Below are 21,703 nucleotides of genomic sequence, written 5' to 3'. Positions count from 1 at the left end.
CTGGAAACCGGAGCGTCCTGGATACGGTGTGGGGCCAGGTCTGAGAGCGACACCGCATGGCCCTCCACGAGACCAGCCCCATCACCCGTAAGGACAGCAGCGACTCGGAGCTGCTGGTGCAACCGCTCCCGGCTGATGTCTTCCCCGCGGAGGGACAGGATGCCTCCATCACCGAGGCGATTCTCGAGGAGGAATTGCTGCTCGATGGCAACAGCAAGCAGAACCTCGCCACCTTCTGCCAGACCACCGAGGGGCCCGAGGTTCATGCCCTGATGGATCTGGCCATCGACAAGAACCTGATCGACAAGGACGAATACCCTCAGACGGCGGAAATCGAGCGCCGCTGCGTCAACCTCGTGGCCGATCTGTGGAACGCGCCGCAGGGCGCCACCGGCTGCTCCACCATCGGCAGCAGCGAGGCGGCCATGCTCGGCGGCCTGGCCGCCAAGTGGCGCTGGCGGGCGAGGCGTCAGGCGGCGGGCCTGCCCACCGACAGGCCCAACATGGTGTGCGGCAGTGTGCAGATCTGCTGGCACAAGTTCGCCCGCTACTGGGACATCGAGCTGCGGGAGATCCCCATGGCCCCCGGCCGCCTGTGCATGACACCCGATGACGTGCTGGAGCGGGTGGATGAGAACACGATCATGGTGGTCCCCACCCTCGGCGTCACTTACCACGGCCTCTACGAAGACGTGGCCGGCATCAGTGCCGCCCTCGATGGGCTGCAGGAGCGCACCGGCCTGGATGTGCCCATTCATGTGGATGCGGCCAGCGGCGGCTTCCTCGCTCCCTTCACCGCCCCTGACCTTCCCCCCTGGGACTTCCGGCTGGAGCGGGTCAAGTCGATCAATGCCTCCGGACACAAGTTCGGCCTCGCCCCCCTCGGCGTGGGCTGGGTGATCTGGCGCCAGGCCAGCGATCTGCCCCGGGAGCTGGTGTTCAGCGTGAGCTACCTGGGGGGCGACATGCCCACCTTCCAGATCAACTTCTCCCGGCCGGCGGGCCAGGTGATCGCCCAGTACTTCATGTTCGTGCGGCTGGGGCGGGAGGGCTACCGACTCACCCACGGCGTCTCCTACGCCGTGGCCCGCTACCTTGCCGCCGCCCTGGCCAGGCTGGAGCTCTTCGAGATCCTCCACGACGGGGATCCCGACCAGGGCATTCCCGCCGTGGTCTGGACCCTGGCCCCCGGCCGCAACGGCGGATTCAGCCTCTACGACCTGGCCGATCGCCTGCGCACTCGCGGCTGGCAGGTTCCGGCCTACCCCTTCACCGGCAGTCTCAGCACCAGGGCCTACCAGCGGATCCTGGTGAAGCGGGGCTTCAACCGCGAGATGGCGGATCTGCTCCTGCGGGACATCCGCCAGGCGATCGAGCACTTCGAACGGCACCCGGTCCCCGTGCCGCTCACGGCCAGCGAGGCCGCCTCCTACAACCATCTGTAGGGAACGCTGCACAGCCATGGCGCCTCAGCCCATGGGCCCTCAGCCCATGGGCCCTCAGCCCATGGCGAAGACGGTTCGATCACCCCCTCTGCCGCTTGAATCCAGGGGGGAGTGGCCCTGTCTGCAAGGGGCTGCGGGGGCGGAGCCACAAGGCCCTCGCCCCCACGCCCCCGTTCCGTTACCGGGACGCTTCGGCGTGGTTCAGCAGCAGATGCTCGACCTGCTCGAGGGCCTCGCCGGCCAGGTTGCGCACCGGTTCGAACTGCCCATCCCCTTCTTCGAGCATGGCCATGGCGACGCGATCCAGGAGGTCTTCCCGCTGCTCGGCGATCAGTGCCAGCACCTCCTGCTCGATCAGTTGCTGCAGCACCCGCGCGCGCAGCGAGCCGCGGGAACCGGCTTCCGCCAGGGTCCCCTGCACCAGTTCGCGCACGAACAGGCGCTGCACCTCATGGCTGCGGAGGAAGCTCTCCACCGCATTGATGGCCCCATCCACCACGGTGCGCTCCGCTTCGGCGTCCTCGGCCTGCAGACGGAACTCCCAGTCGAGGTGGCGGCGCTGCCAACCGGGCTGGTGCAGATGGGGGGTGACGCTCTCGCTGAAGCTGTCGACCGAGAGTTCGTAGACCCGTTCGGCCAGCCGCTCGCACCAGTCCCGACCGTGACGTTGCAGGCTGTCATCCAGGTCCATCCGGGCCACGGTGTGGCCGCCATGGAAGCTGTGGCAGATGCCGTTGGGGCATTCGACCGCCGAGAGGCTCATGCTGAGGAAGAAGCAACGTTCCCAGACCTAGCCACGTCCGCTGCCCAGGCCCAACAGTGCCAGGCCTCGGGGTGCGTGATCGTTGCAGAACGTCCGCTGATGCGCCCCTGCCCCTCGAGGCTGTTCCCCTCGAGGCTGCCCCCTCGAGGACGTCTCCCCAAGCACGTCATCCCCAGGGTGTGATCCCCAGGACCGTCCGTTTCACGTCCCTACAGTGGGCCCCAGGCAAGGCGTGGGGACGATGAAGCACATCCTGATCGTTCTCACATCCCACGATCAGCTGGGGGAAACGGGCACCCCCACCGGTTTCTGGCTCGAGGAACTGGCCACGCCCTACTACGTGTTCCGCGATGCGGGCCTGGGCCTCACCCTTGCGTCGCCCAGGGGCGGCGAGCCGCCCCTGGACCCCAAGAGCAGCCTGCCGGACTTCCAGACGGAGGCGACCCGGCGTTTCGAGGCCGACCCCGAAGCCCGGCAGGCCCTGGCGAACACCCGGAAGCTCTCGTCCCTGCGCGCGGATGGGTTTGATGCCGTCTTCTATACCGGCGGCCATGGGCCGCTCTGGGACCTGGCCTCCGACCCGTCCTCCATCGGTCTCCTCGAGGCGTTCGTGGTGCAGCACAAACCCGTGGCGGCCGTCTGCCATGCCCCGGCGGTGCTCTCCCAGGTCCGCACCCCGGCCGGGGATCTGCTGGTGGCGGGACGGCGCGTCACCGGCTTCAGCAACACCGAAGAGGAGGCCGTGGGGCTGAGCGCGATCGTGCCCTTCCTGGTCGAAGACCGCCTCAGGCAGCTGGGTGGTCGCTATGAATCCGCCGGCGACTGGCAGCCCCTGGCCGTGGTGGATGGTCTGCTGATCACCGGCCAGAATCCGGCGTCTTCGAGGCCGGCGGCCGAGGCTTTGCTCGCGGCCCTGGGCTGATCGCGCCCGATGCGCCTGATGCCCGGAGGGACGGTCACGGATCTCTTCCAACGGCGATGGAGCACCTACCGCCGGGTCGTGGACCACGACCTGATGGAACACCGGGCGCTTGCCGCGGCGACGGCCGGCGCGATCCGGCACTGGCTTGCCCAGCGATCCCCCACGGCCGGCCGGCCGCGGATGGCCGACCTGGGCTGTGGTGATCTCGCCCAGCTGGCTCCCCTGCTGCGGGAGCTGCCGTTGGAGGCCTACACCGGTGTGGACCTCTGTGCCGATGTCCTGCCCCTGGCGGCTGCCCGGCTGGAGGGTGTGGCCTACCGCCGCAGCTGGTGCCGGCAGGACCTGCTGGCCTGGGTCCTCGATCCCGCCGTCGCTGCGGCTCCTGCTGTCGATCTTGTCCACACCGCCTACGCCGTGCATCACCTCCACGATGGGGCCAAGCACCGCTTCCTGGCCGGGCTGCGGTCCCGGCTGGCTCCCGGCGGTCTCGTCCTCTGGGCGGACGTGTTTCGGGCATCCGGTGAAAGCCGTGCCAGCTACCTCGCGCGCTACACCCAGCGCATCCTGCAGACGTGGGATCCGCTGGCGGCGGCCGAACGCCAGCAGGTGATCGATCACATCAGCGCCCACGACCACCCGGCGGATCGCCGGGCGATCCAGCGGGCCGCCGAGGCCTGTGGCTGGCAGTGGCGCTGGCTCTGGCGCGGCAGCCACGGCGCCGAAGCCCTGGCCATGCTGACGCCCCGGGTCTGAGGGCCCGCGCCGGCTGCTTGCTTCGGCGTCGCGCTCACGCTTCGCCGGCGTGGTAACTGCTGCGCACCAGGGGGCCACTGCGCACCTGGGTGAAACCCAGCTCCCGGGCGATCCCGGCCAGGGCGTCGAACTCCTCCGGGCGCCAGTAGCGCGCCACGGGGATGTGGGCCAGGGAGGGGCGCAGGTACTGCCCCAGGGTGAGCCGCTGGCAGCCCACGTCGCGCAGATCCCCGAGGCAGGCCACCACGTCTGCGAAGCTCTCGCCCAGTCCCAGCATCAGACCGCTCTTGGTCGGGAGGGCCGGGGCGAGCTCCCGGGCTGCCGCCAGCAGCTCGAGGGAGCGGCGGTAGGTGGCGCCGCGGCGCACCTCCCCCTGCAGCCGCTCCACCGTTTCGAGGTTGTGGTTGAAGCACACCGGCTCCGCCGCGAGCACCGCCGCGAGTCGCGTCCGCTGGGCGGCCCGACCCTCCTCCTCGCCCTGCCGCCCACCCCAGAAATCCGGCGTGAGCACCTCGATCGCCACCTCCGGCCGGCGACGCCGGATGGCGGCCATGGTGCGGGTGAACAGGCTGGCGCCGTGGTCGTCCAGGTCGTCACGGGCCACGGCGGTGAGCACCACGTAGCGCAGCTGCAGGGTGTCCACGGCCTGGGCCACCCGCTCGGGCTCGTCATCGTCCACGGCCGCCGGTGGGGCGCCCTTGTCCACCTGGCAGAAGGCGCAGCTGCGCGTGCAGATCGGGCCACCCAGCAGAAAGGTGGCGGTTCCCGCGGCGTAGCACTCGCCCCGGTTGGGGCAGCGGCCCTCCTCACAGATCGTGTGCAGCCGCTGCTGCTTGACGACCCCCTGCACGGCCTCGAGGGCCGTGGCGTTGCCGATCGGGGAACGGATCCAGGCGGGCAGGCGCTCCCGGGGCGGGATGCTGCTGTATCGGCCGCGGGTTGGACGCATCGATCGGGAGTGGCGACCAGCAGGAGTGGCGACCGACCGTGGCTGGCCCGGCTGGTGCGCGGGAACTGTAAGAGCGGTTGTCTGCCAAGGGGGTTGGCCTGGCCGTCCCGGAGCCGGCCCTCAGGTCAGCAGCAGCAGATCCAGGAAGCTCCCCCAGCTCAGGCCCCGCCCTGGACTGCCGAACACCTGGCGGCTCTCCTCGTCCCGCAGGGGGGGCAGGCCCACACTCACCAGCAGCCGGTCGAGCTCGGCGGGGTCCAGTTCGGCATTGCCGTCGGCATCGACGGGCTGCAGATAGGTGAGCAGCTCGGCCCGTCCCGCGTGCAGGCGACGAAGCCGCAGCATCAGTTCGCCGAATTCCTCGGGGTCCACCTGGCCGTCGCCATCGAGATCCATGCGCCTGAGGATCGTCTCGAGCTGCAGGAAGCGTTGGCGGCTGGCGCCATCGGCAAGGCTGCCCCCCTGGCGGCGCATCAGCCCGGTGGCGAGCTCCGCGACGCTGAGGCTGCCGCTGCCGTCCCGGTCGAGGTCCTCGAACAGATGCCGGAGGCGCTCGCGTTCGGCGGCATCCGCGCGGGGCAACAGCACGGCCTTCTGTTCACCGGCGACGCTCTGGTGCAGCTGGCGACGAAAGTCCCTCAGCAGCGCCCTGGCGACGATGAACCGCTGCCGGTGTTCCTCGGGGGTGAGCACCGAATGCAGCGCCACCGGCAGGAGGGAGGGAAGGGCCCGGCGCACCAGCACCATCGTGGTCATGGTGGCCAGCACGAAGGGCAGGGTGAGCACGGGCAGCTGGGCGCTGCCCAGGCCCTGGGCCAGGGCCGGTGAGATCAGGCTCGAGCCCGCGGCCGCCAGCAGGGCGATCACCAGGCTGTCCCGGGTCGTGGCATAGAAGGTGCCGCCGATCGCGATGGCGGTGAGCACGCCGTTGTAGCTGCCCAGACCCAGGGCGAGGGCACCGGTATCCATGCCCAGGGCCAGCGCCGTGAGGCTGGAGACCAGGCCGCCGGCCAGCCCAAGCAGGGCGGCCAGGGGGCTGGCGGCGGCAACGGCCGCCAGAACGATCAGGCCGCTGGGCAGGGAGGAGCAGAGAAACACCTGTCCGAAGCCCCGCACCACCCCCTCCAGCAGGCCCAGCCCCCAGGGCACCTGGGCCGGCGCTGGGCCCTGGGCCAGCAGGCTGAGGGCCGGATGGTCGAGGCCCATCACCACGGCCAGGACAAGCCAGGTGATCAGGCAGAAGGGCAGGGTGAGGGGCGGCACCCCGAGCCGACCCACGAGCCAGCCTCCGAGGCCCTCGAGGAGCAGGGTGGTGAGGGCCGCTCCGGCGGCCACCCACCCCATCCACGCCACCAGGCTCAGGGGGCCATTCAGGGCGGCGAAGGCGGCCGCGGCACTGCCCACGAGCGCGCCATTGAACCCGTAGATGCCGTTGCGACGGGCGCCGCGGTCCGCGCCGACCCAGCGGGCGGTGATGTTCGCCGTGGCGATCCCCACGGCCGCAAGGAGCCCCATGGCGGGGGCCTGCCACACCAGGGCCAGCAACAGCAGCAGGCCACTGACCGGGTTGTTGATGAAGATCACCTGCCCCAGGCTTCGCAGGGCCGCGGTCAGCGGCACCGCCGCAGGATGCCCAGCGGCGTGACCAAGCTGGGGCAGGGTGCCGGCCGTGGGCAGCCATCGCCGTCGGCCTGGGCTGCTGGGGGGATCCACAAAGCCGGCCAGCAGATCGAAGGCCCTCGACTGCTCGCTCCCTTCGGACAGGGGCATGGGGGTCGTGAAGGAACGGGTTGACAGCGGCTGATCAGAGGCTGATCAGGGCCCTCGCGCCCCCTCCGATCGGCAGGCCTGGCGAGGAGCGCTCGGAGATCCGGGCCTTCCCTCCGCGGGGCTGCCAGCAGGAAGCGTGTGGATGTTCTGAGCATCGCCGCAGCCCAGCTCGCGGGGCGACGGTGTGTCCGACCCGACGCAGATCGTTGCGTCCCCAGCCAAGCGCGCCAGCCGGGCGGGCAAGGAGGTGCGGGCCAGCAGGTGCGGGGTGGTGGGGCGGGATCAGTCCAGGGTGCGACGGCCCTCGAAGGCCCGGGCCAGGGTGACTTCGTCGGCGTACTCCAGCTCACTGCCCATGGGGAGGCCGTAGGCGATTCGGCTCACGGTGGTGAACGGCTTCAGCAGGCGTGCCAGGTAGAGGCTGGTGGTGTCACCTTCGACGCTGGGGGTCAGCGCCAGGATCACCTCCGTGATGCCGTCGTCCGCGACCCGCTGCACCAGGGGCTGGATCTGCAGCAGTTCGGGGCCGATGCCGTCCATGGGCGAGATCAGACCGCCCAGTACGTGGTAGATGCCTCGGAATTCCCGCGTGCGCTCCATGGCCAGCAGGTCCCTGGAGTCGGCCACGACGCAGAGCTGGCCGTTGCGGCGCTCCTCGTTGCGGCAGATCTCACAGAGGGGTTCGGCCGACAGGTGGAAGCAGCGCTGGCACTGACCCACCTGGCTGCGGGCGGCCAGCAGGGCTTCCGCGAAGCTGCGGATCTGCTCTTCCGGCTGACGCAGCAGGTGAAGGGCCAGCCGCTGGGCCGTCCGCGGGCCGATGCCCGGCAGCCGCTCGAACTGATCGATCAATCGGGCCAACGGGCGCGTGAAGCCGCTCAGCGATCCGCCGCAGATGGCGCGAATGTAAGCGGGATCAGGCGGGGTGCCGAGGCTGCGGCCAGGGGGGCCAGCAGAATGGCGGCAGCTCCTCCCCCCGCCCCGGTTGCCATGGCCCCCACACTGCCCGTCCCGCCCAGTCCCCCCTCCAGCACGCTGTCCAGGCCCCTGCTGCGGGGGGTGCTGGCGCTTCTGCTGGCCGTGGTGCTGGTGGGTTGCAGTGCGAGTGCGGCCGGTCTGAACCGCTACCAGAACCCCGATGGACGGTTCGCCTTCCTCTACCCGACAGGCTGGACCCGGGTGCAGGTGAGCGGCGGCCCCCAGGTCGTGTTCCACGACCTGATCAACAGTGACGAGACCCTCAGCCTGGTGATTTCGGAGGTCACCCCCGACAGTGACCTCACGGCCCTGGGCAGTGCGGTGGCGGTGGGAGAGACCCTGCGGCGCCGGGTGATCGCGCCCGAGGGGACCGGGCGCGAGGCCGAACTCCTGCAGGCTGAGGAGCGGGTTCAGGACGGCCGCACCTTCTACGACCTGGAGTACGCCGTGCACCTGGAGGATCGCGACCGCCACGAGCTCGCCACGGTGGTGGTGGACCGCGGCCGGCTCTACACGTTCGCGGCCAGCACCAACGAGATCCGCTGGGGGAAGGTGAAGGAGCTGTTCCAGCAGGTGGTGAGCTCCTTCACCCTCCTGGTCTGAGATGGCGACCCCGGAACAGGCCGGGGTCGTCGTGGTCGGTGGGGGCCTGGCCGGTGGCCTGCTGGCCCTCGAGCTCGCCGCCATGGGTTCACCACCATGGCTGGTCGATGCCGGTCCTGTCGGGGCCACCGCCCTGAGCTATGGCCTCCTGCCGCTCACGGCCATCGGTCCCTGGCTGGCGCTGCAGCGGCGCCATGGTCCGCTCGGGCTGCGTCTCCGCCTGGCTCGCTTCCACGGCCTGCCCGCGGGGCTGGGACGGCTACCGCTGCCGGTGGCCCAGGTGGAGGCCTCCACCCTGCTGGAGGTCCTGCCCCGCCTGCTCGACGCCGCCGGTGTGCGCCGGCTGTGCGGGCGCGTCCTGGCTCCCCCCCGGCGGCTGGCCCTGGGCTGGAGGCTGGAGGTCACCGCCGATCCGGCTGACCGTGTAACGCCCGGATCGCCCGTCTGCCTGGAGGCGGAGCAGGTGGTGCTGGCGGCGGGTGCCGCCTGCCGCAGCCTCTGGCCCGCCCTGCCTGACGGGCTGCGCACCAGCTGGGCAGGGGTGCTGGAGCTCAGCCAGCCTCCACCGTGGCGGATGCGCTGGCCGGCCCAGGTGGTGCTGCCCTGGCACTTCCGGCGGCAGGAGCTGGAGCAGCGGGCCGCAACCTTGAGGGAGCCCGCCAGCATCGTCGATGCCGGCCTGGTGCCCACTGGCACGGCCTGGCTGGCCGGCCAGCTCACCCTGGTGCCTCCCGATCCGGCGGGACCTGCTCCGGACCCTGCCTCGATGGAGGCGAGCCTGCGGCAGGGCCTGAACGACTTCGGAGCCGTGCCGGCCGACGCGGCCGGTGCCTACCGCCAGGTCCCGGTGGCCTTCTGCACCGATGGCCGCCCCCTGGTGGGCCCGGTGGAGGGGGCGGCGGGGCTGTGGGTGTTCACGGGCTTCAGCGGTGCCTTCAGCCAGGTGCCTCCGCTGCTGCGTCCCCTGGCGACGGCGCTGGCATCCGCCGCCGCCCAGGCGGGAACTCCCCGGAGAGCGTGACCCTGCGGCTGGCGGGGAGGGCCCCAGCCATGGACTCAGGCGTCGCAGCGGTTTCAGTAGACGTAGCGGTTGTCGAAGTCGTCCCGATCCGCCTCGTTCGGTCCCGGCCAGTCGGTCTCCCAGTAACTGATCCCGTCGAGCATGAAGGGGCGGCCACCGAGCCGTTCCGTCTCCAGCTGGGTGCTGCCCATGGCGGTGATCAGACCGCCCAGCTCCATCGGTCCCAGGTCGGTCTTGAGGTCCTTGCCGCCGGCACCGAGCAGGATCGGCAGGCGCACCAGATGCTCGGGCCTGGTGAGCTTGCGGAACAGGGCCTTGAGCGCCAGCTGCTGGCGTTCGATCCGGCCGATGTCCCCCCACTCGTCGTGACGGAAGCGGAGGAATCCCTCCAGGTCCCGACCCTTGAGGTTCTGGGGGCCGGGTTGGAGATCGATGTAGAGACCCTGGCTGTTGTCGGTGTAATACATCCGCTTGGGAACATCCACCTCGATCCCGCCCAGGGCATCCGCCATGCGGCGGATCGCGCTCAGGTTGACCACCACGTGGTGGGTGATCGGGCGCCCCATCTTGCGGGAAAGCTCCCGTTCGAGCAGTTCGGTGCCCCCGATCGCGTAGAGGGCGTTGATCTTCTGGGGGCCGTAGCCCTCGGCTTCGATGTAGGTGTCCCGCGGCACCTGGGTGATCCGGGTGACGCCGCCATCGATGCGCAGGGTGGCGATCACATCGGTGTTGCCGCCGCCCACATCGGTGCCCAGCAGCAGGATGTTCTGGTCGCCGATGCCATTCCAGGCGGCGAAGGGATTGGTGATGCGGGGATTGCTGGGCAGCGGGTTGCTGCTGAGCCACTTGGCCAGCGGCATGGAGGCGAACAGGCCTCCCGTCAGGCCGATCAGCATGGCCAGCAGCAGGGGACCCCGTTGACCGCGCCTGCGCACCTGCCGGGTGGGGGCCTGCCTGACCGCTGATGTCTTCATTCCGAAAAGCTATTGCACCTCGCACCGGGGCCCGGTAGCCGCAGAGCCACTAGAAGCTGAGGACCTCACCGCTGCGCAGGCCGGCCTGGACTCGCCAGAGATTGGCATAGGCCCCATCGGCCGCGATCAGCTGTTCATGGCGGCCGCTCTCCACGATCCTCCCGTGTTCCATCACCACGATCCGGTCGGCATGCCGCACCGTGGAGAGGCGGTGGGCGATCACCAGGGTGGTGCGGTTGGCGGTGATCAGCTCAAGTGAGCGCTGGATGGCCGCCTCGGTCTCGTTGTCGACGGCGGCCGTGGCCTCATCCAGAACGAGAACGGGGGGATTCTTGAGGATGGCCCGGGCCAGCGCGATCCGCTGGCGCTGGCCGCCCGAGAGCCGCTGGCCCCGTTCGCCCACCACCGTGTCGTACCCCTGGGGCAGGGCCTCGATGAAGCGGGAGGCCTCGGCCTGGCGTGCTGCCTGCTCGATGGCGCCGCGGCTGGCCTGGAAGCTGCCGTAGCCGATGTTCTCCGCCACCGAGCCGTGGAACAGAAACACGTCCTGGCTGACCAGGCCGATCGCCCGGCGGAGGTCCTCCAGCCGCAGGTCACTGATCGGGATGCCATCGAGGCGGATCTGGCCGGCCTGGATCTCGTAGAGGCGCAGCAGCAGCTTCACCAGGGTGCTCTTGCCGGAGCCGGTGGAGCCGACGATGCCGAGGGTGCTCCCGGCCGGGATGGCAAGGTCAAAGCCATCCAGCAGCGGCTCCCGACCCGGGTAGCCGAAGGCCACCGCGTCGAAGCGGATGTCGCCCCGCACCCGTTCGGCGGGAAGGGGCTGCCGGCCGCTGGGAATGGTCACCGGCGTGGCCAGCAGGTCCAGCACCCGGTTGGTGGAGGCCATCGCCCGCTGGTAGTCATCGAGGGTGCGGCCCAGGGTGGTCAAAGGCCACAGCAGGCGCTGGGTGATGAAGACCAGAAAGGCATAGGTGCCTGTCGCGATGGTGCCCTGCCAGGCCTGCAGGCCGCCGATCACCAGGATGGCGATGAAGGCGAACAGGATCGCGTAGCGGATCAAGGGCACGAAGGCGGCCGACAGGCTGATGGCCCGCCGGTTGGCCTGGCGGTAGGCCTGGCTCTGTTGCCGCAGCCGCTCCAGCTCCCAGGCTTCGGCGGTGTAGCTCTTGATCGTGAGCATGCCGCCCAGGTTGTTGCTGAGTCGGCTGGCCAGATCGCCGGCCTGCTCCCGCACGGCGGCGTAGCGGGGCGCCAGGCGCCTCTGGAAGCGCAGGGAGCCCCACAGGATCACGGGGATGGGGAGGAACGACACCCCCGCCACCGTCGGGGACAGCACCACCATGGCGCCACCGACGGCCAGCACCGTGGTGATCAGCTGCAGGATCTCGTTGGCGCCGTGGTCGAGGAACCGCTCCAGCTGGTTGATGTCGTCGTTCAGCACCGCCATCAGACGGCCGCTGCTGCTGGCTTCGAAGTAGGCCATCTCCAGTTTCTGGAGATGGTCGTAGGCCTCGAGGCGCAGCTCATGCTGCACCGTCTGGGCCAGGTTCCGCCACAGCACCCCGTAGAGGTACTCGAACAGGGACTCAGCGCTCCAGATCAGGAAGGAGAGCACCGCCAGCACCCCGAGCTGGCTGGGAACGCCAGTGATGCCCCAGCGGCCGAGCCAGCCGCTGTCCTGCTGCACCACCACATCCACGGCCAGGCCGATCAGCACCGGCGGGGCCAGGTCGAACAGCTTGTTGAGCACCGAGCAGCCGGCCGCCAGCGCCACCAGGCGGCGGTGGGGCCGCAGGGCAGAGAGCAGCCGGTTCAGCGCCGGGGGATGGGGAGAGGCCGGGGACGGCATGGCGGCCGAGGTGCTGGGAACGGGGCCCCCACTCTCCCGCGGCCGATCGGCGACCCGAGGAGAAGACCCCCCGGCACCGGCCGTGGCCAGTGTCCGGGGGGTCGAGGGGTGAAGGCCGCGGCGGGGGAGTCGCTGGCCGGGGCCTGCTCTGCAGGGTTCAGCCCGCTGTCACCAGCGGTTGCCGCCACCGCCACCACCGCCGCCGCCGTAGCCGCCGCCACCCCGGTTGCCGCCGCCGTAGCCACCACGGCCACCGCCACCACCACCGCCGCCTTCGCGGGGGGTGGCCTTGTTCACCCGGATCATCCGACCCATCCATTCGACGTCCTGAAGGTCGTCGATGGCCTTCTGTTCCGCCGCGTCGTCACTGAGTTCGACGAAGGCGAAGCCGCGCTTGCGGCCGGTCTCGCGGTCGAGCGGCAGGCTGCACTGCCGCACCTCTCCGTACTGGCCGAAGAGATCAAGCAAATCCTCGCGTTCGGCCTGGAACGAGAGATTGCCAACGTAGATGGTCATTAATGGAGCAAAGCCTGGAACTGATCCGGGTGATGCTGCCGTTACCAGGGATGGCCAGTGGGAGCTGGGCGAACCCTCAGGGAGCAGAACCGACCTGGGATCACCATCCACCCTAGGTCTTGGTCGGACCGTATATGGAGAAGCTTGAAGGGGTTCTGAAGAGACCCTGTAGAAGCGCCGGCGATCCCTGAGAGTGCCCCATTGTCAGCAAACCCTGATCCGACGCGTGGTTGAGATGACGGCCCCTGTCCCCTGGAGCCTCGCCTGGAGCGAGGACGGTGAGCTTGCTCCCCAGGATCGCTTTGATCTGCTGCAGAGCCTGGTCCAGACCGAGGCGCTCGAGGTGCAGACCTCGTTGATCGCCGCGGTGGAATCCCTGTCCCTGACTGAGATCACCTCAGTCTCGCTGGGGGAGGTGACCCGGCTCTGCGCCTGAGCACTCCCTGATCGGCGGGGGAGGACCCGCCCGAAAGCCCTGACGTGCCCGGAAGGGCTCGCCAGGGCTTTTCTGCACCACGCCAGCCTCCTGGCCAGCTTTCTGAGTGGGGCCTGTGGAGCCGCTGATCAGCCGCGGAAGCGGGAGATCTGCAGGGGCTTGTTCAGGACCCGTAACTCACGCAGACCCTGGAAGACCTCCTCGGGCATGCCCTTGGGCAGGTCGATGATGCTGTGGGCATCAAAGATCTGAATCCGGCCGATGGCGCGGCCGTTCAGCCCGGTCTCGTTGGCGATGGCCCCGACGAGGTTGCCGGGCTTGATCCGATCCCGCCAGCCCAGCTCGACCCGGAAGCGGTCCATGTTCTCCTCGGGGGCGCCCATGGGCCGTTCGGGACGGCCACGACGGGTTTCCCCGCGGCCGACGATCTCCCTGCCCTCGCCGCGACCGGGCCCCTGGGCCCGCGGCTGGGAGAAGTCCTCATGGCCCTGGAGCAGCAGCGGCTTGCCGGCGAGGCTGAGTTCCAGGGCCGCCAGGGCCAGGGCCTCAGGGGTGCAGCCCTGTTCCTGGGCGACCCGCTGCACGATCTCGCTCAGCAGGGCCTTCTCTTCGGCGCTGACACCGGAGCCCTGCAGGGCTCCGGTGAGCCGTTGACGCAGGCGATCGAGGCGGTTCTGGTTGATGGTGGCGTTGCTCGGCACCTCCATCGGTTCGATCGGTTTGCCGACCGCCCGCTCAAGCCCGCCCAGGAAGCGGCGCTCCCGCGGCGTGAGGAACAGGATGGCGTCGCCGCTGCGCCCCGCCCGGCCGGTGCGGCCGATGCGATGCACATAGGCCTCGCTGTCGAAGGGGATGTCGTAGTTGATGACCAGCCCGATCCGCTCCACATCCAGTCCGCGGGCGGCCACATCGGTGGCCACGAGGACGTTCACCTGGCCACTCTTGAGCCGCTCGATCGTGCGTTCGCGCTGGGCCTGGGGCACGTCACCGTTCAGCACGGCGACGTCGTAGCCGTGGGCCTCCAGGGATTCCGCCACCGTGAGGGTGATGGCCTTGGTCCGGGCGAAGATGATCACACCTTCGCTGCACTCGCTCTCCAGCACCCGCTCGAGCGCGGTGAGCTTGAGGGGAGCGGGGACCGTGAGGAAACGCTGACGGATGAGGCTGGCGTCCGCCGCCTTGGGCTTGATCGTGATCTCCGCCGGGCTGTTGAGGTACTGCTGGGAGATGCGCCGGATCTCGGCGGGCATGGTGGCCGAGAAAAGCACCACCTGGCGCTGTTCCGGCAGCTGCCCCAGCACCCACTCGACGTCATCGATGAAGCCCATGCGCAGCATCTCGTCGGCTTCGTCGAGCACCAGGGCCCGCAGGCCCGAGAGGTCGAGGGTTCCCTGGCGCATGTGGTCCATCACCCGACCGGGCGTGCCCACGACGATCTGGGCGCCGCGCCGCAGATGGTGAATCTGGTCGCGGAAATCGGCGCCGCCGTACACGGCCACGGTGCGCACCTGCGGCAGCTGGGCGGCGTAGCTGTTGAAGGCCTCGGCCACCTGGAGGGCCAGCTCCCTGGTCGGAGCCAGCACCAGCACCTGGGGCTTGCGCTGGTCGGGATCGAGCCCCGCCAGCATCGGCAGGGCAAAGGCCGCCGTCTTGCCGGTGCCCGTCTGGGCCTGTCCGACCAGATCGCGGCCCAGCATCAGCTCGGGAATGGCGGCCTTCTGGATCGGGGAGGGCTCGCTGTAGCCGATCGCCGCAAGGGCTTCGAGCAGTTCCGGGCCGAATCCGAAGGAGGCGAAGCCGGCGGCCGGGCTGCTCCCGCTGCTGGCCGGGTCGTTGGTGAGGTCGGGCGAGGTGGTGGCGGCAGGGCAGGGGAAATCGACGCCGCTGATCTGTTCAGTCAAAGGATTCACGTGGGCCGGCTACAGGCGGAAGCCTGGGAATGTCCTTCTACGCAGGCCGGCAGAAACCCAGATGCACTGAACCAGTGGAGTGCAAGATCAAGCCGCCGCTGCAGGCTCCCGCCTTTCGACAACCAACCAGCGAATCACCCTTCTGGACCCGGTCAGATCCCGATGGTGCCGCTCGGTACGAAGCGCAGAGCCCGTACGACCTCGCAGTCCGTTGAACTGCCCTGCCCTTGAAAAAGGCTGAATTCAAATTCTATCACCCAACACAAGGCCGTGATCATCGGCACGGCCGTGATCATCGGCGAGTCGTTCGATGTCGTCCTCGCGCAGCTCCTCACCCCGCTGCACCTCCACGATCACCAGCGCTTCAGCCCCAGCGCTGGCCCGATGCAGGGCCCGAACCGGAATGAACAGTGTGGTGCCGGGCTCCGCCGGAATGTCCTGCCCCTCCAGGTGCAGCAGGCCGCTGCCGGCCACCACCACCCAGTGTTCGCAGCGGTGCCGGTGGCGCTGGAGACTCAGGCGCATCCTCGGCTGGATCAGCAGCCGTTTGACGCGGTAATCCAGACCCTCGGCCAGGGTCTCGAACCAGCCCCAGGGGCGGGACACCCGGGGCAGGCTGTCAGGGGAGCTGGCGTTGCCGCTGGTCTGCATGGGGGGAGTCTGGGGTGATGAGGTAGGCCTGGCGGCGGGCCCGGGTCAGGGCGGTGTAGAGCAGGCGGCTGACCGGACGGCCGCTGTCGGGCATCAGCACCCAGACCTCCTCGGCCTCGCTCCCCTGGGCCTTGTGGATGGTGAGGGCCAGGGCCGGCTGGGGCGAGGGGAGCTGGGCCGGATGGATCCAGAGCCCGTCGCCGCTCCCGGCGGGAGCAAACAACAGCCGCCGGCCCTCCCCCCTGTCGACCACGAGGCCCACATCCCCATTGGCCAGCCCCAGCTCGCTGAGGTTGTGCTGGCACAGCACCGGGGTGCCATTGGGCCAGGCGCGGATCGGCTGGCCCTGCTCCTCGCCCAGCAGGGCCCGGTGGATGGCGTCCACCCCCCATCGGCCCCGGCGCCGGGAGGTCAGCACCAGGCAGGAGTCCAGCGCCCCCAGCAGCCGGGCGATGGCCGCGCTGTCGTGCGGATCGAGGCCCCGGCAGAGCTCCTGCAGCCTGGCCTGGTGACTCCGCAGCCGCGCCAGCAGGGAGGCCGGCAGCCGCTGCGGCGCCGCCTGCTGCCAGCGCAGATTCGCCTCGGCCGGCAGCCTGGCCAGCTGCTCCTCCAGGCCCAGGGGGGAGCGATCCGCTTCAGCGCAGCGCAGCCTTTCCGCCACGGCCGCGATGGCCCCGTTGTTGCGGTAGACCGTGCGCAGCTCCACCGCTGCCTCCCCCAGGGCCTGGCGCCGGCTGGCGGTCTGGAGTTCCAGCAGCACCGGGCCCGGACCCACCGGCGGCAACTGCGCCGCATCACCCACCAGCACCAGGCGGCAGGGGGCCGGCAGGGCCTCCAGCACCGCCTCCATCAGCGGCAGATCCACCATCGACACCTCGTCGATCACCAGCAGATCCAGGCCGAGGGGATGGCGGCGGTTGCGGCCGAAGCCCTCTCCCCGGCTCTCGAGCAGCCGGTGGAGGGTGCTGCAGGGGAGGTCCGGGGCGACAGGGCTGATCGCCGTCCGCAGCCGGGCCGCGGCCTTGCCGGTCGGTGCCGCCAGGTGGATGCGGCAGTCCGGATGCTGGAGGCGCACGGCCGCCAGCATCCTGGCCACCGTGCTGGTCTTGCCGGTGCCCGGCCCGCCTTCGAGCAACACCAGGCGATGGCGAAGCACCGCCGCCACGGCACGGCGCTGGTCGGCATCCAGCCCCTCCGCGTGGAGCGCCACGAGGCCCTGGACCTCGCGCTGATCCCCCTGGTGGCCGGGGTCCACCGCCGCTGCTCCGGCCCGCCGGATCAGGGCCTCCAGCACGGTGTCCCGCTGCCGCTGCCAGCGCCGCCACAGCACCCTGTCCCCCTCCAGGACCAGGGGGCCACAGGGCTCGGCCGTCAGCGGCGAGGCCGCCAGGGCCCGCCGATGGCTGGGATCCTCCAGCGTCAGCTCGAGCTGGCCATCCGCCAGGGCGGCGGTCAGGGCCTCGATGACGGCACCAACCCCGGGATCGGGGGGACAGCCATGCAGCCGCGGCAGGGACTCGGCGAGGGAGGTCGCCAGGGCCGTCAACCAGCCGGGCCGCTCCAGGGCAGGGCCGATCATGGCGGGCCCTCCAGAACCTGATCCAGGGCCAGGATGCGCCGCAGCGGCGGCCGTTCCACCGCCATCCCGGGCAGGGCCCCACCCCTTGCGGCGACCTCGGCCGCCGCCGGGTCGGCACCGGGCACGCCCCGCAGAAAGATGTAGGCATAGCCCCCCAGATGGCGGGTCGGGGCGTAGCCCGGCAGGCGCCAGCGCAGGTACCGATGCAGGGCCACCAGATAGAGGTGGGCCTGCAGGGGGTAGTGGTTGGCCGCCATCAGTTCCTGGAGGGCGGCCGTTCCGTAGTGCCGCGGGCCGCAGCCCCGCGGCCGACCATCGGCCTCCCGATCCCCCAGCCAGTTGCTCTTCCAGTCAGCCACCCACCAGCGTTCTCCCCGGCGGAACACCAGGTCGATCGAGCCGGTGAGAAAGCCCCGACTGGCCACATCCAGCTCCGCGAGGCGGCTGGCGTAGGTCCGGCCGAAGGCCCCGCCCGGGCAGGTTCGGAACGGCCGGGCCAGGTCATCGGCCCGCACCATCCCGAGCGGCAGGTCGAAGTTCATCTCGTTGAGCCGTTCCGAGCCCTCCAGTTCGGCGAGGTGGAAGGGGCCGAGGGCTCCGCCCATCGGACTGAGGCGGAGGGCCTCGAGACCCGCGAGCAGTCCCGGCAGGTGCTCCGGACCCAGGCCGCTGCGCTGCAGCTCGCGGCTGCACAGGCCGGCCTGGGCCGCGGCGGCCTGCCGGTAGTTGAGCTGTTCGAGGATCCTGTGGAGGCAGTCGCCGGCCTGGGAACCGCGCGGGAAGTCGGCCAGCGGACTCTCCCCCGGCCAGTTGTCAGCCAGCGCGGCCTGGTCGCTCGGGTCCGGATCCGGTTCGCTCACCAGGCCATCGGTCTCGCGTCCCTCCTCCAGGGCCTGGGGGGCCGCGGCGTGGCTGCCCTGGGTCCAGCGGCTGTAGCTGTAGCGCCCCCAGCGGCGGTCCAGTTCCCAGGTCGGCACCGGGCCGCACTGCAGGGCCGGCTCAACGGCAGGCGCGGCAGGCGCTGGAGGGTTGACCACGACCCCGGCCGGCGGCGGATCCAGCACGGCCAGGGGGAGCTCCCGCCGGTCGATCTCGGCTTCCAGCCGGGCGCGCCACGCGGCATCGCCCAGCGCCGCATAGGGATCCTCGCCGCGGCCCGGCACGGGGTCCTGCGCGAACAGCCAGGGGTGCAGCGGGTTGCCCTGCTGGCCCGCCGCCGGCCCCCAGGCCAGCACGAGCAGCTGCTTGGCCCGGGTGGCGGCCACGTAGGCCAGCCGCTCCTGCTCCTGCAGCTCGGCCAGCTCATGCTGAACGGCGGCCCCATGGCCCCGGCCCCAGTGGCTGTTGAGGTGCAGGTCCAGCACAGGCTGGGGTGCCTCGGGGGGCTGCCAGCGCACCCCCAGGCGCACGGCTCCACCGCCTGCCGTGCGGCTCCGGGGTGCCTTCCAGAAGAATGGCGAGATCACCACGGGGTACTCCAGCCCCTTGCTGCGGTGCACGGTGACCACCCACACCGCCGCATCCGCCACGTCGCTGTTGGGTTGCTCAGCCTCCGGGGGATCCCGGTCCGGCTCCAGGCGCCGCCGGCGCAGCCAGTCGGCGGCCGCCGCTGGCCCCAGCTGGTCGGCATGGAGTCGCTGCTGCACCAGTTCGGCGCACTGCTCCAGGTCCGCCAGCAGCCTGCCGCCCATGGCCAGGCGGGCCAGGCCGGGGGCGTTCAGCAGGGTGCTCAGCACCCCCAGCAGCCCCCGACCGGGGAGCTGCTCGGCCCCTCGGGCCAGCTGGCCCGCCAGCTCGCTCCACTGCTCGGGCGTGGCTGCGGCGATCGCTGCCGCACTCCAGCCCAGCAGGGGAGAGGCGGCCAGCAGCCGCAGCCGGCCGGGATCGGCGGGCCTGGCCAGAGCATCGAGAAACCGCTGCAGCGCCGTGGCCGCGGCGCTCTCGAACACATCGCCCTTGCTCACCAGCCGACTGGCGATGCCGCTGCGCTCCAGGGCAGCGCGGAGCCTCTCCGCCTGGCTGTGGGTGCTCACCAGCACGCACAGGTCACCGGGGGCCTGGCCGGCGTTGAGCAGGCCGGCGGCGAAGCTGGCGATCCGGCCGGGGAGCCCCTGGTCCAGGGTGGTGGCGCTCACGGGTTTCTCGCCCGTCGCGCGGTCGCCGCCCAGCCAGAGCAGCTGCAGGGCTGGGGCGGGGCTGGAGGCCCCTGAGGAGGCTGGCGCCTCTACCGGGGGTGCCTCTGCCGGGGTCGTCTCTGCCGCCGTTGCCTCTGCGGCGGCTGCCCGGGCCCGCACCGGTGGCACCGGCAGGTCGGAGCGGCGCAGTCCCGGTGCCATCAGGGCGTTGAGGGCGGCCACCAGGGCCGGCGTGGAGCGGTAGTTGTCGGAGAGCGCGTACACCCCTCCGCCGTCGCGGGCGGCGGCCTCGGCCCTGCGGTAGGTGGCCAGCTCACCGCCGCGAAAGCGGTAGATGGCCTGCTTGGGATCGCCCACCAGCACCAGGCGGTGCCGGGCGGGATCGAAGGCCTGCGACAGGATCCGCCATTGGATCGGATCGGTGTCCTGGAACTCGTCGATCAGGGCGGCGGCGTAGCGCTCGCCCACGGTCTGGAGCAGCGGCCCCGGCGCCGCGGCCGTCTCGCCCGGATCCAGGCCCTCCAGCAGCTGGCCGAAGCCCACCCTGCCGCTTCGCTCCCGCCGCTGCCGCAGCTCGGCTCGCCCCCAGTGGGCGGCATGGAGCAGGGCCGCTTCCGCCGGACCCTCCATCACCGCTGCGATCGCTTCCAGCAGGGGGCGCTGGGGCAGGGAAGGCTCGGGTCCGTCCACCAGGCGGGCCACCTTGAGAAAGCTGCCGGGGTGGAAGTAGGTCCTGAGGAGGTCCTGCCGGCGCGTGGCGGCGTAGTCCCCCCCGGGGGGCATGCCGCCGATCCAGGCGCTCACTTCCCCATGGCGATCCCTGCTGACCCGCGGGGCATAGGGCTTGGTGTCGCGGAGTCCCAGGGCCCGCCACTCGGCCGCCGCGCTGAGGATGTCGGCCTGGAGTGCCTCACCCCGCTCCGCCCAGCGCTGACCAAACCGCTCCCAGGCCTCCTGCCAGAGAAGCTCCAGCTGGGGCGGCAGCGCCTCGTCGGCGCGGATCCCCGGGGGCAGCGGGTCGAGCTGGAGGGCGGGATCGCCATCCAGCCTCTGCAGGATGGCGAAGAGGTCGTCGGGCCCGTTGAGCGCCTGCCGCACCCCTCCCAGCAGATGGGTCGGCAGGGGCAGCAGCTGCTGGCACCAGTAGTCGTGGCTGATCTGGCGGAGCAGGGAGGGGCTGTCGGTGTCGACGCTGAGCCCGGGGGGCTGGGCGGCCTCCAGGGCCTGCCGCTGCAGGGTGCGCAGGCAGAAGCCATGGATGGTGGTGATGTCGGCCCCATCGAGATCCTCGAGGGCGAGCAGGAGGCGTGGCTGCAGCTGGCGGGCCCGGGGGCGCGCCCAGTCGAGCCAGGCATCCAGCGTCGGATCCGGGGGATCGAAGGCGGGATCATCGAGGCCGCTGAGGGCGGCCTGCAGGCGCTTGCCGATGCGATCGCGCAGCTCCGCCGCGGCGGCCTCGGTGAAGGTGACCACCAGGAGCTGGCCCAGGTTCAGCTCGGCTTCCGCGATGAAGCGCAGCACCAGGTGGGCGAGGGCGAAGGTCTTGCCCGTGCCGGCGCTGGCCTCCAGCAGCCGGAGTCCTGGCCCCAGCGGAAAGCCGTTGGCCTCGAAGGGTTCGCTCATCCCACCCGCTCCAGCAGCGGGCCCAGCAGCTCGGACGCCCGATCGGCGAAGTCCGCTCCGATCAGCAGCTCCCCGGGCAGATCGTGGCCGAAGCACAGGGCCTGGGCCGGGTCCTCCCTCTCGCCCCGCTCCATGGCCCCCCCCTCCCAGCGGCCGATCGCCTTCTCCTTGCCGCGCTCCAGAAAGGTCCAGCCCGTGTCGGGGGGCACGGGCCAGCAGGGCAGTCGCCAGGCCTCGCGAAGCGCCAGAAGGCGTTCGAGCTCGGCCCGGGCCGCCGCTGCCCCTGGGGCCACCAGGCGCAGCTGGGTCCCGAATCCCCGCTCACCGCGGGCGATCAGCACCCCTGCCTGCGGCTCCTGCTCCGCGGCGGCCGCCAGCAGAAGCTGGAGCCAGAGATCGAGGCGGTGGCGTGCCCGGGCGCGGGCCGGCTGGATCACCGCGACCGTGTTCCCCCACCAGGTCAGTTCCTCCTCCAGGCCCGCCCAGGAGGCCAGCCGCCAGCTGGGCGGGCCGAGGGGCTCGAGGCCGCTGTGGAGGTCCGCCCAGCGCTGGGCCAGCAGCGCGGCCTCCAGCTCGCCGCCACCCTGGGGGGGCAGCAGGCCCTGGCCGCGCTGCCGGCTGAGCCAGGTCCCGGCTTGCTCCAGGTGGGCCGGGCTTCCGTCCTGCCCCCCGGAAGCTTCCTCCAGGGCTTCCCGCAGGAGTCGTGAACGCTGCCGCTCGTCCAGCTCGGCGGGGTCGAGGTCTGCGGTGGCGTCGGCCCATTCGTTCGGCTGCAGGCCCAGGGACCGCAACCAGCAGGCCTGGGGCTGGATCACCCAGTGGC

Annotated in this window: 18 protein-coding genes; 6 read left to right on the top strand and 12 right to left on the bottom strand. The window is 71.0% G+C overall.

The genetic code is table 11. The annotated features are described in order from the left end of the window. Positions 1-56: 56 nt before the first annotated feature. Complete coding sequence (locus ACLNEE_RS01775) at positions 57-1,445, top strand: glutamate decarboxylase (RefSeq protein WP_411424559.1); 1,389 nt, start codon at positions 57-59, stop codon at positions 1,443-1,445. 178 nt (positions 1,446-1,623) lie between these two features. Here the strand turns inward: ACLNEE_RS01775 and ACLNEE_RS01770 are convergent, their stop codons facing one another. Further along, a complete protein-coding gene (locus tag ACLNEE_RS01770; RefSeq protein ID WP_411424560.1) occupies positions 1,624-2,208 on the bottom strand; it encodes a hypothetical protein in 585 nt (194 codons plus the stop codon). 241 nt (positions 2,209-2,449) lie between these two features. Between ACLNEE_RS01770 and ACLNEE_RS01765 the strand changes: the two genes are divergently transcribed. Both ACLNEE_RS01765 and ACLNEE_RS01760 read left to right on the top strand, forming a co-directional pair. Next, on the top strand, positions 2,450-3,130 hold the full coding sequence (locus tag ACLNEE_RS01765) for a type 1 glutamine amidotransferase domain-containing protein (protein ID WP_411424561.1): 681 nt from the start codon (positions 2,450-2,452) through the stop codon (positions 3,128-3,130). Positions 3,131-3,139: 9 nt separating this feature from the next. Continuing rightward, the gene (locus tag ACLNEE_RS01760; protein ID WP_411424562.1) at positions 3,140-3,883 is read left to right on the top strand and encodes a methyltransferase; all 744 of its coding nucleotides are present in this window, start codon (positions 3,140-3,142) and stop codon (positions 3,881-3,883) included. Positions 3,884-3,917: 34 nt separating this feature from the next. On the opposite strand, the gene lipA is transcribed toward ACLNEE_RS01760, so the two are convergent. The 3 genes from lipA to recR all read right to left on the bottom strand — a co-directional run bounded on the left by lipA (position 3,918) and on the right by recR (position 7,463). Beyond that, positions 3,918-4,832 (bottom strand): lipoyl synthase, encoded by a 915-nt coding sequence (gene lipA / locus ACLNEE_RS01755; protein ID WP_411424563.1) that lies wholly within the window; start codon positions 4,830-4,832, stop codon positions 3,918-3,920. A gap of 120 nt (positions 4,833-4,952) precedes the next feature. Continuing rightward, entirely contained in the window at positions 4,953-6,602 is a 1,650-nt protein-coding gene (locus ACLNEE_RS01750) for an urea transporter (RefSeq protein ID WP_412006711.1), read from the bottom strand. 282 nt (positions 6,603-6,884) lie between these two features. Continuing rightward, positions 6,885-7,463: a recombination mediator RecR gene (gene recR / locus ACLNEE_RS01745; protein WP_411424330.1), complete on the bottom strand. Its 579-nt coding sequence runs from the start codon at positions 7,461-7,463 to the stop codon at positions 6,885-6,887. Between the two features lie 129 nt (positions 7,464-7,592). Between recR and psbP the strand changes: the two genes are divergently transcribed. Together psbP and ACLNEE_RS01735 are read left to right on the top strand one after the other, a co-directional pair. Next, positions 7,593-8,183: a photosystem II reaction center PsbP gene (psbP, locus tag ACLNEE_RS01740; protein ID WP_412006710.1), complete on the top strand. Its 591-nt coding sequence runs from the start codon at positions 7,593-7,595 to the stop codon at positions 8,181-8,183. A gap of 1 nt (position 8,184) precedes the next feature. Continuing rightward, complete coding sequence (locus tag ACLNEE_RS01735; protein WP_411424332.1) at positions 8,185-9,204, top strand: hypothetical protein; 1,020 nt, start codon at positions 8,185-8,187, stop codon at positions 9,202-9,204. 53 nt (positions 9,205-9,257) lie between these two features. Here the strand turns inward: ACLNEE_RS01735 and ACLNEE_RS01730 are convergent, their stop codons facing one another. The 3 genes from ACLNEE_RS01730 to ACLNEE_RS01720 form a co-directional block, all read right to left on the bottom strand. Continuing rightward, positions 9,258-10,178 carry an LCP family protein gene (locus ACLNEE_RS01730; protein WP_411424333.1) on the bottom strand — a complete coding sequence of 307 codons (921 nt, stop codon included), beginning with the start codon at positions 10,176-10,178 and terminating at the stop codon, positions 9,258-9,260. Positions 10,179-10,227: 49 nt separating this feature from the next. Further along, a complete protein-coding gene (locus ACLNEE_RS01725) occupies positions 10,228-12,030 on the bottom strand; it encodes an ABC transporter ATP-binding protein (protein WP_411424334.1) in 1,803 nt (600 codons plus the stop codon). A 168-nt stretch (positions 12,031-12,198) separates the two neighbouring features. After that, entirely contained in the window at positions 12,199-12,546 is a 348-nt protein-coding gene (locus tag ACLNEE_RS01720; RefSeq protein ID WP_411424335.1) for an RNA recognition motif domain-containing protein, read from the bottom strand. Positions 12,547-12,781: 235 nt separating this feature from the next. Here ACLNEE_RS01720 and ACLNEE_RS01715 point away from each other — a divergent pair, with 235 nt between their 5' ends. Then, positions 12,782-12,982, top strand: a complete 201-nt coding sequence (locus ACLNEE_RS01715) for a hypothetical protein (protein WP_411424336.1) — start codon at positions 12,782-12,784, stop codon at positions 12,980-12,982. A 128-nt stretch (positions 12,983-13,110) separates the two neighbouring features. Here the strand turns inward: ACLNEE_RS01715 and ACLNEE_RS01710 are convergent, their stop codons facing one another. From ACLNEE_RS01710 to ACLNEE_RS01690, 5 genes are all read right to left on the bottom strand, one after another. Beyond that, positions 13,111-14,883 (bottom strand): DEAD/DEAH box helicase, encoded by a 1,773-nt coding sequence (locus ACLNEE_RS01710; protein WP_411424337.1) that lies wholly within the window; start codon positions 14,881-14,883, stop codon positions 13,111-13,113. A 252-nt stretch (positions 14,884-15,135) separates the two neighbouring features. Beyond that, on the bottom strand, positions 15,136-15,543 hold the full coding sequence (locus ACLNEE_RS01705; protein WP_411424338.1) for a phosphomannose isomerase type II C-terminal cupin domain: 408 nt from the start codon (positions 15,541-15,543) through the stop codon (positions 15,136-15,138). Beyond that, a complete protein-coding gene (locus ACLNEE_RS01700) occupies positions 15,512-17,122 on the bottom strand; it encodes an ATP-dependent DNA helicase (RefSeq protein ID WP_411424339.1) in 1,611 nt (536 codons plus the stop codon). Before ACLNEE_RS01700 ends, ACLNEE_RS01705 begins: the two co-directional genes overlap by 32 nt. Further along, positions 17,119-20,880: a UvrD-helicase domain-containing protein gene (locus tag ACLNEE_RS01695; RefSeq protein WP_412006709.1), complete on the bottom strand. Its 3,762-nt coding sequence runs from the start codon at positions 20,878-20,880 to the stop codon at positions 17,119-17,121. Before ACLNEE_RS01695 ends, ACLNEE_RS01700 begins: the two co-directional genes overlap by 4 nt. Next, positions 20,877-21,703 (bottom strand): hypothetical protein (locus ACLNEE_RS01690; RefSeq protein ID WP_412006708.1); only part of this gene is annotated, 827 nt, incomplete at its 5' end. The genes ACLNEE_RS01695 and ACLNEE_RS01690, both read right to left, overlap by 4 nt.

Source organism: Aphanothece stagnina RSMan2012 (assembly GCF_046764815.1).
Classification (GTDB): Bacteria; Cyanobacteriota; Cyanobacteriia; order PCC-6307; family Cyanobiaceae; genus NIES-981.
The sequence above is the reverse complement of the archived record's forward strand: the minus strand, read 5'-3'. Positions and strand labels throughout refer to the sequence as shown.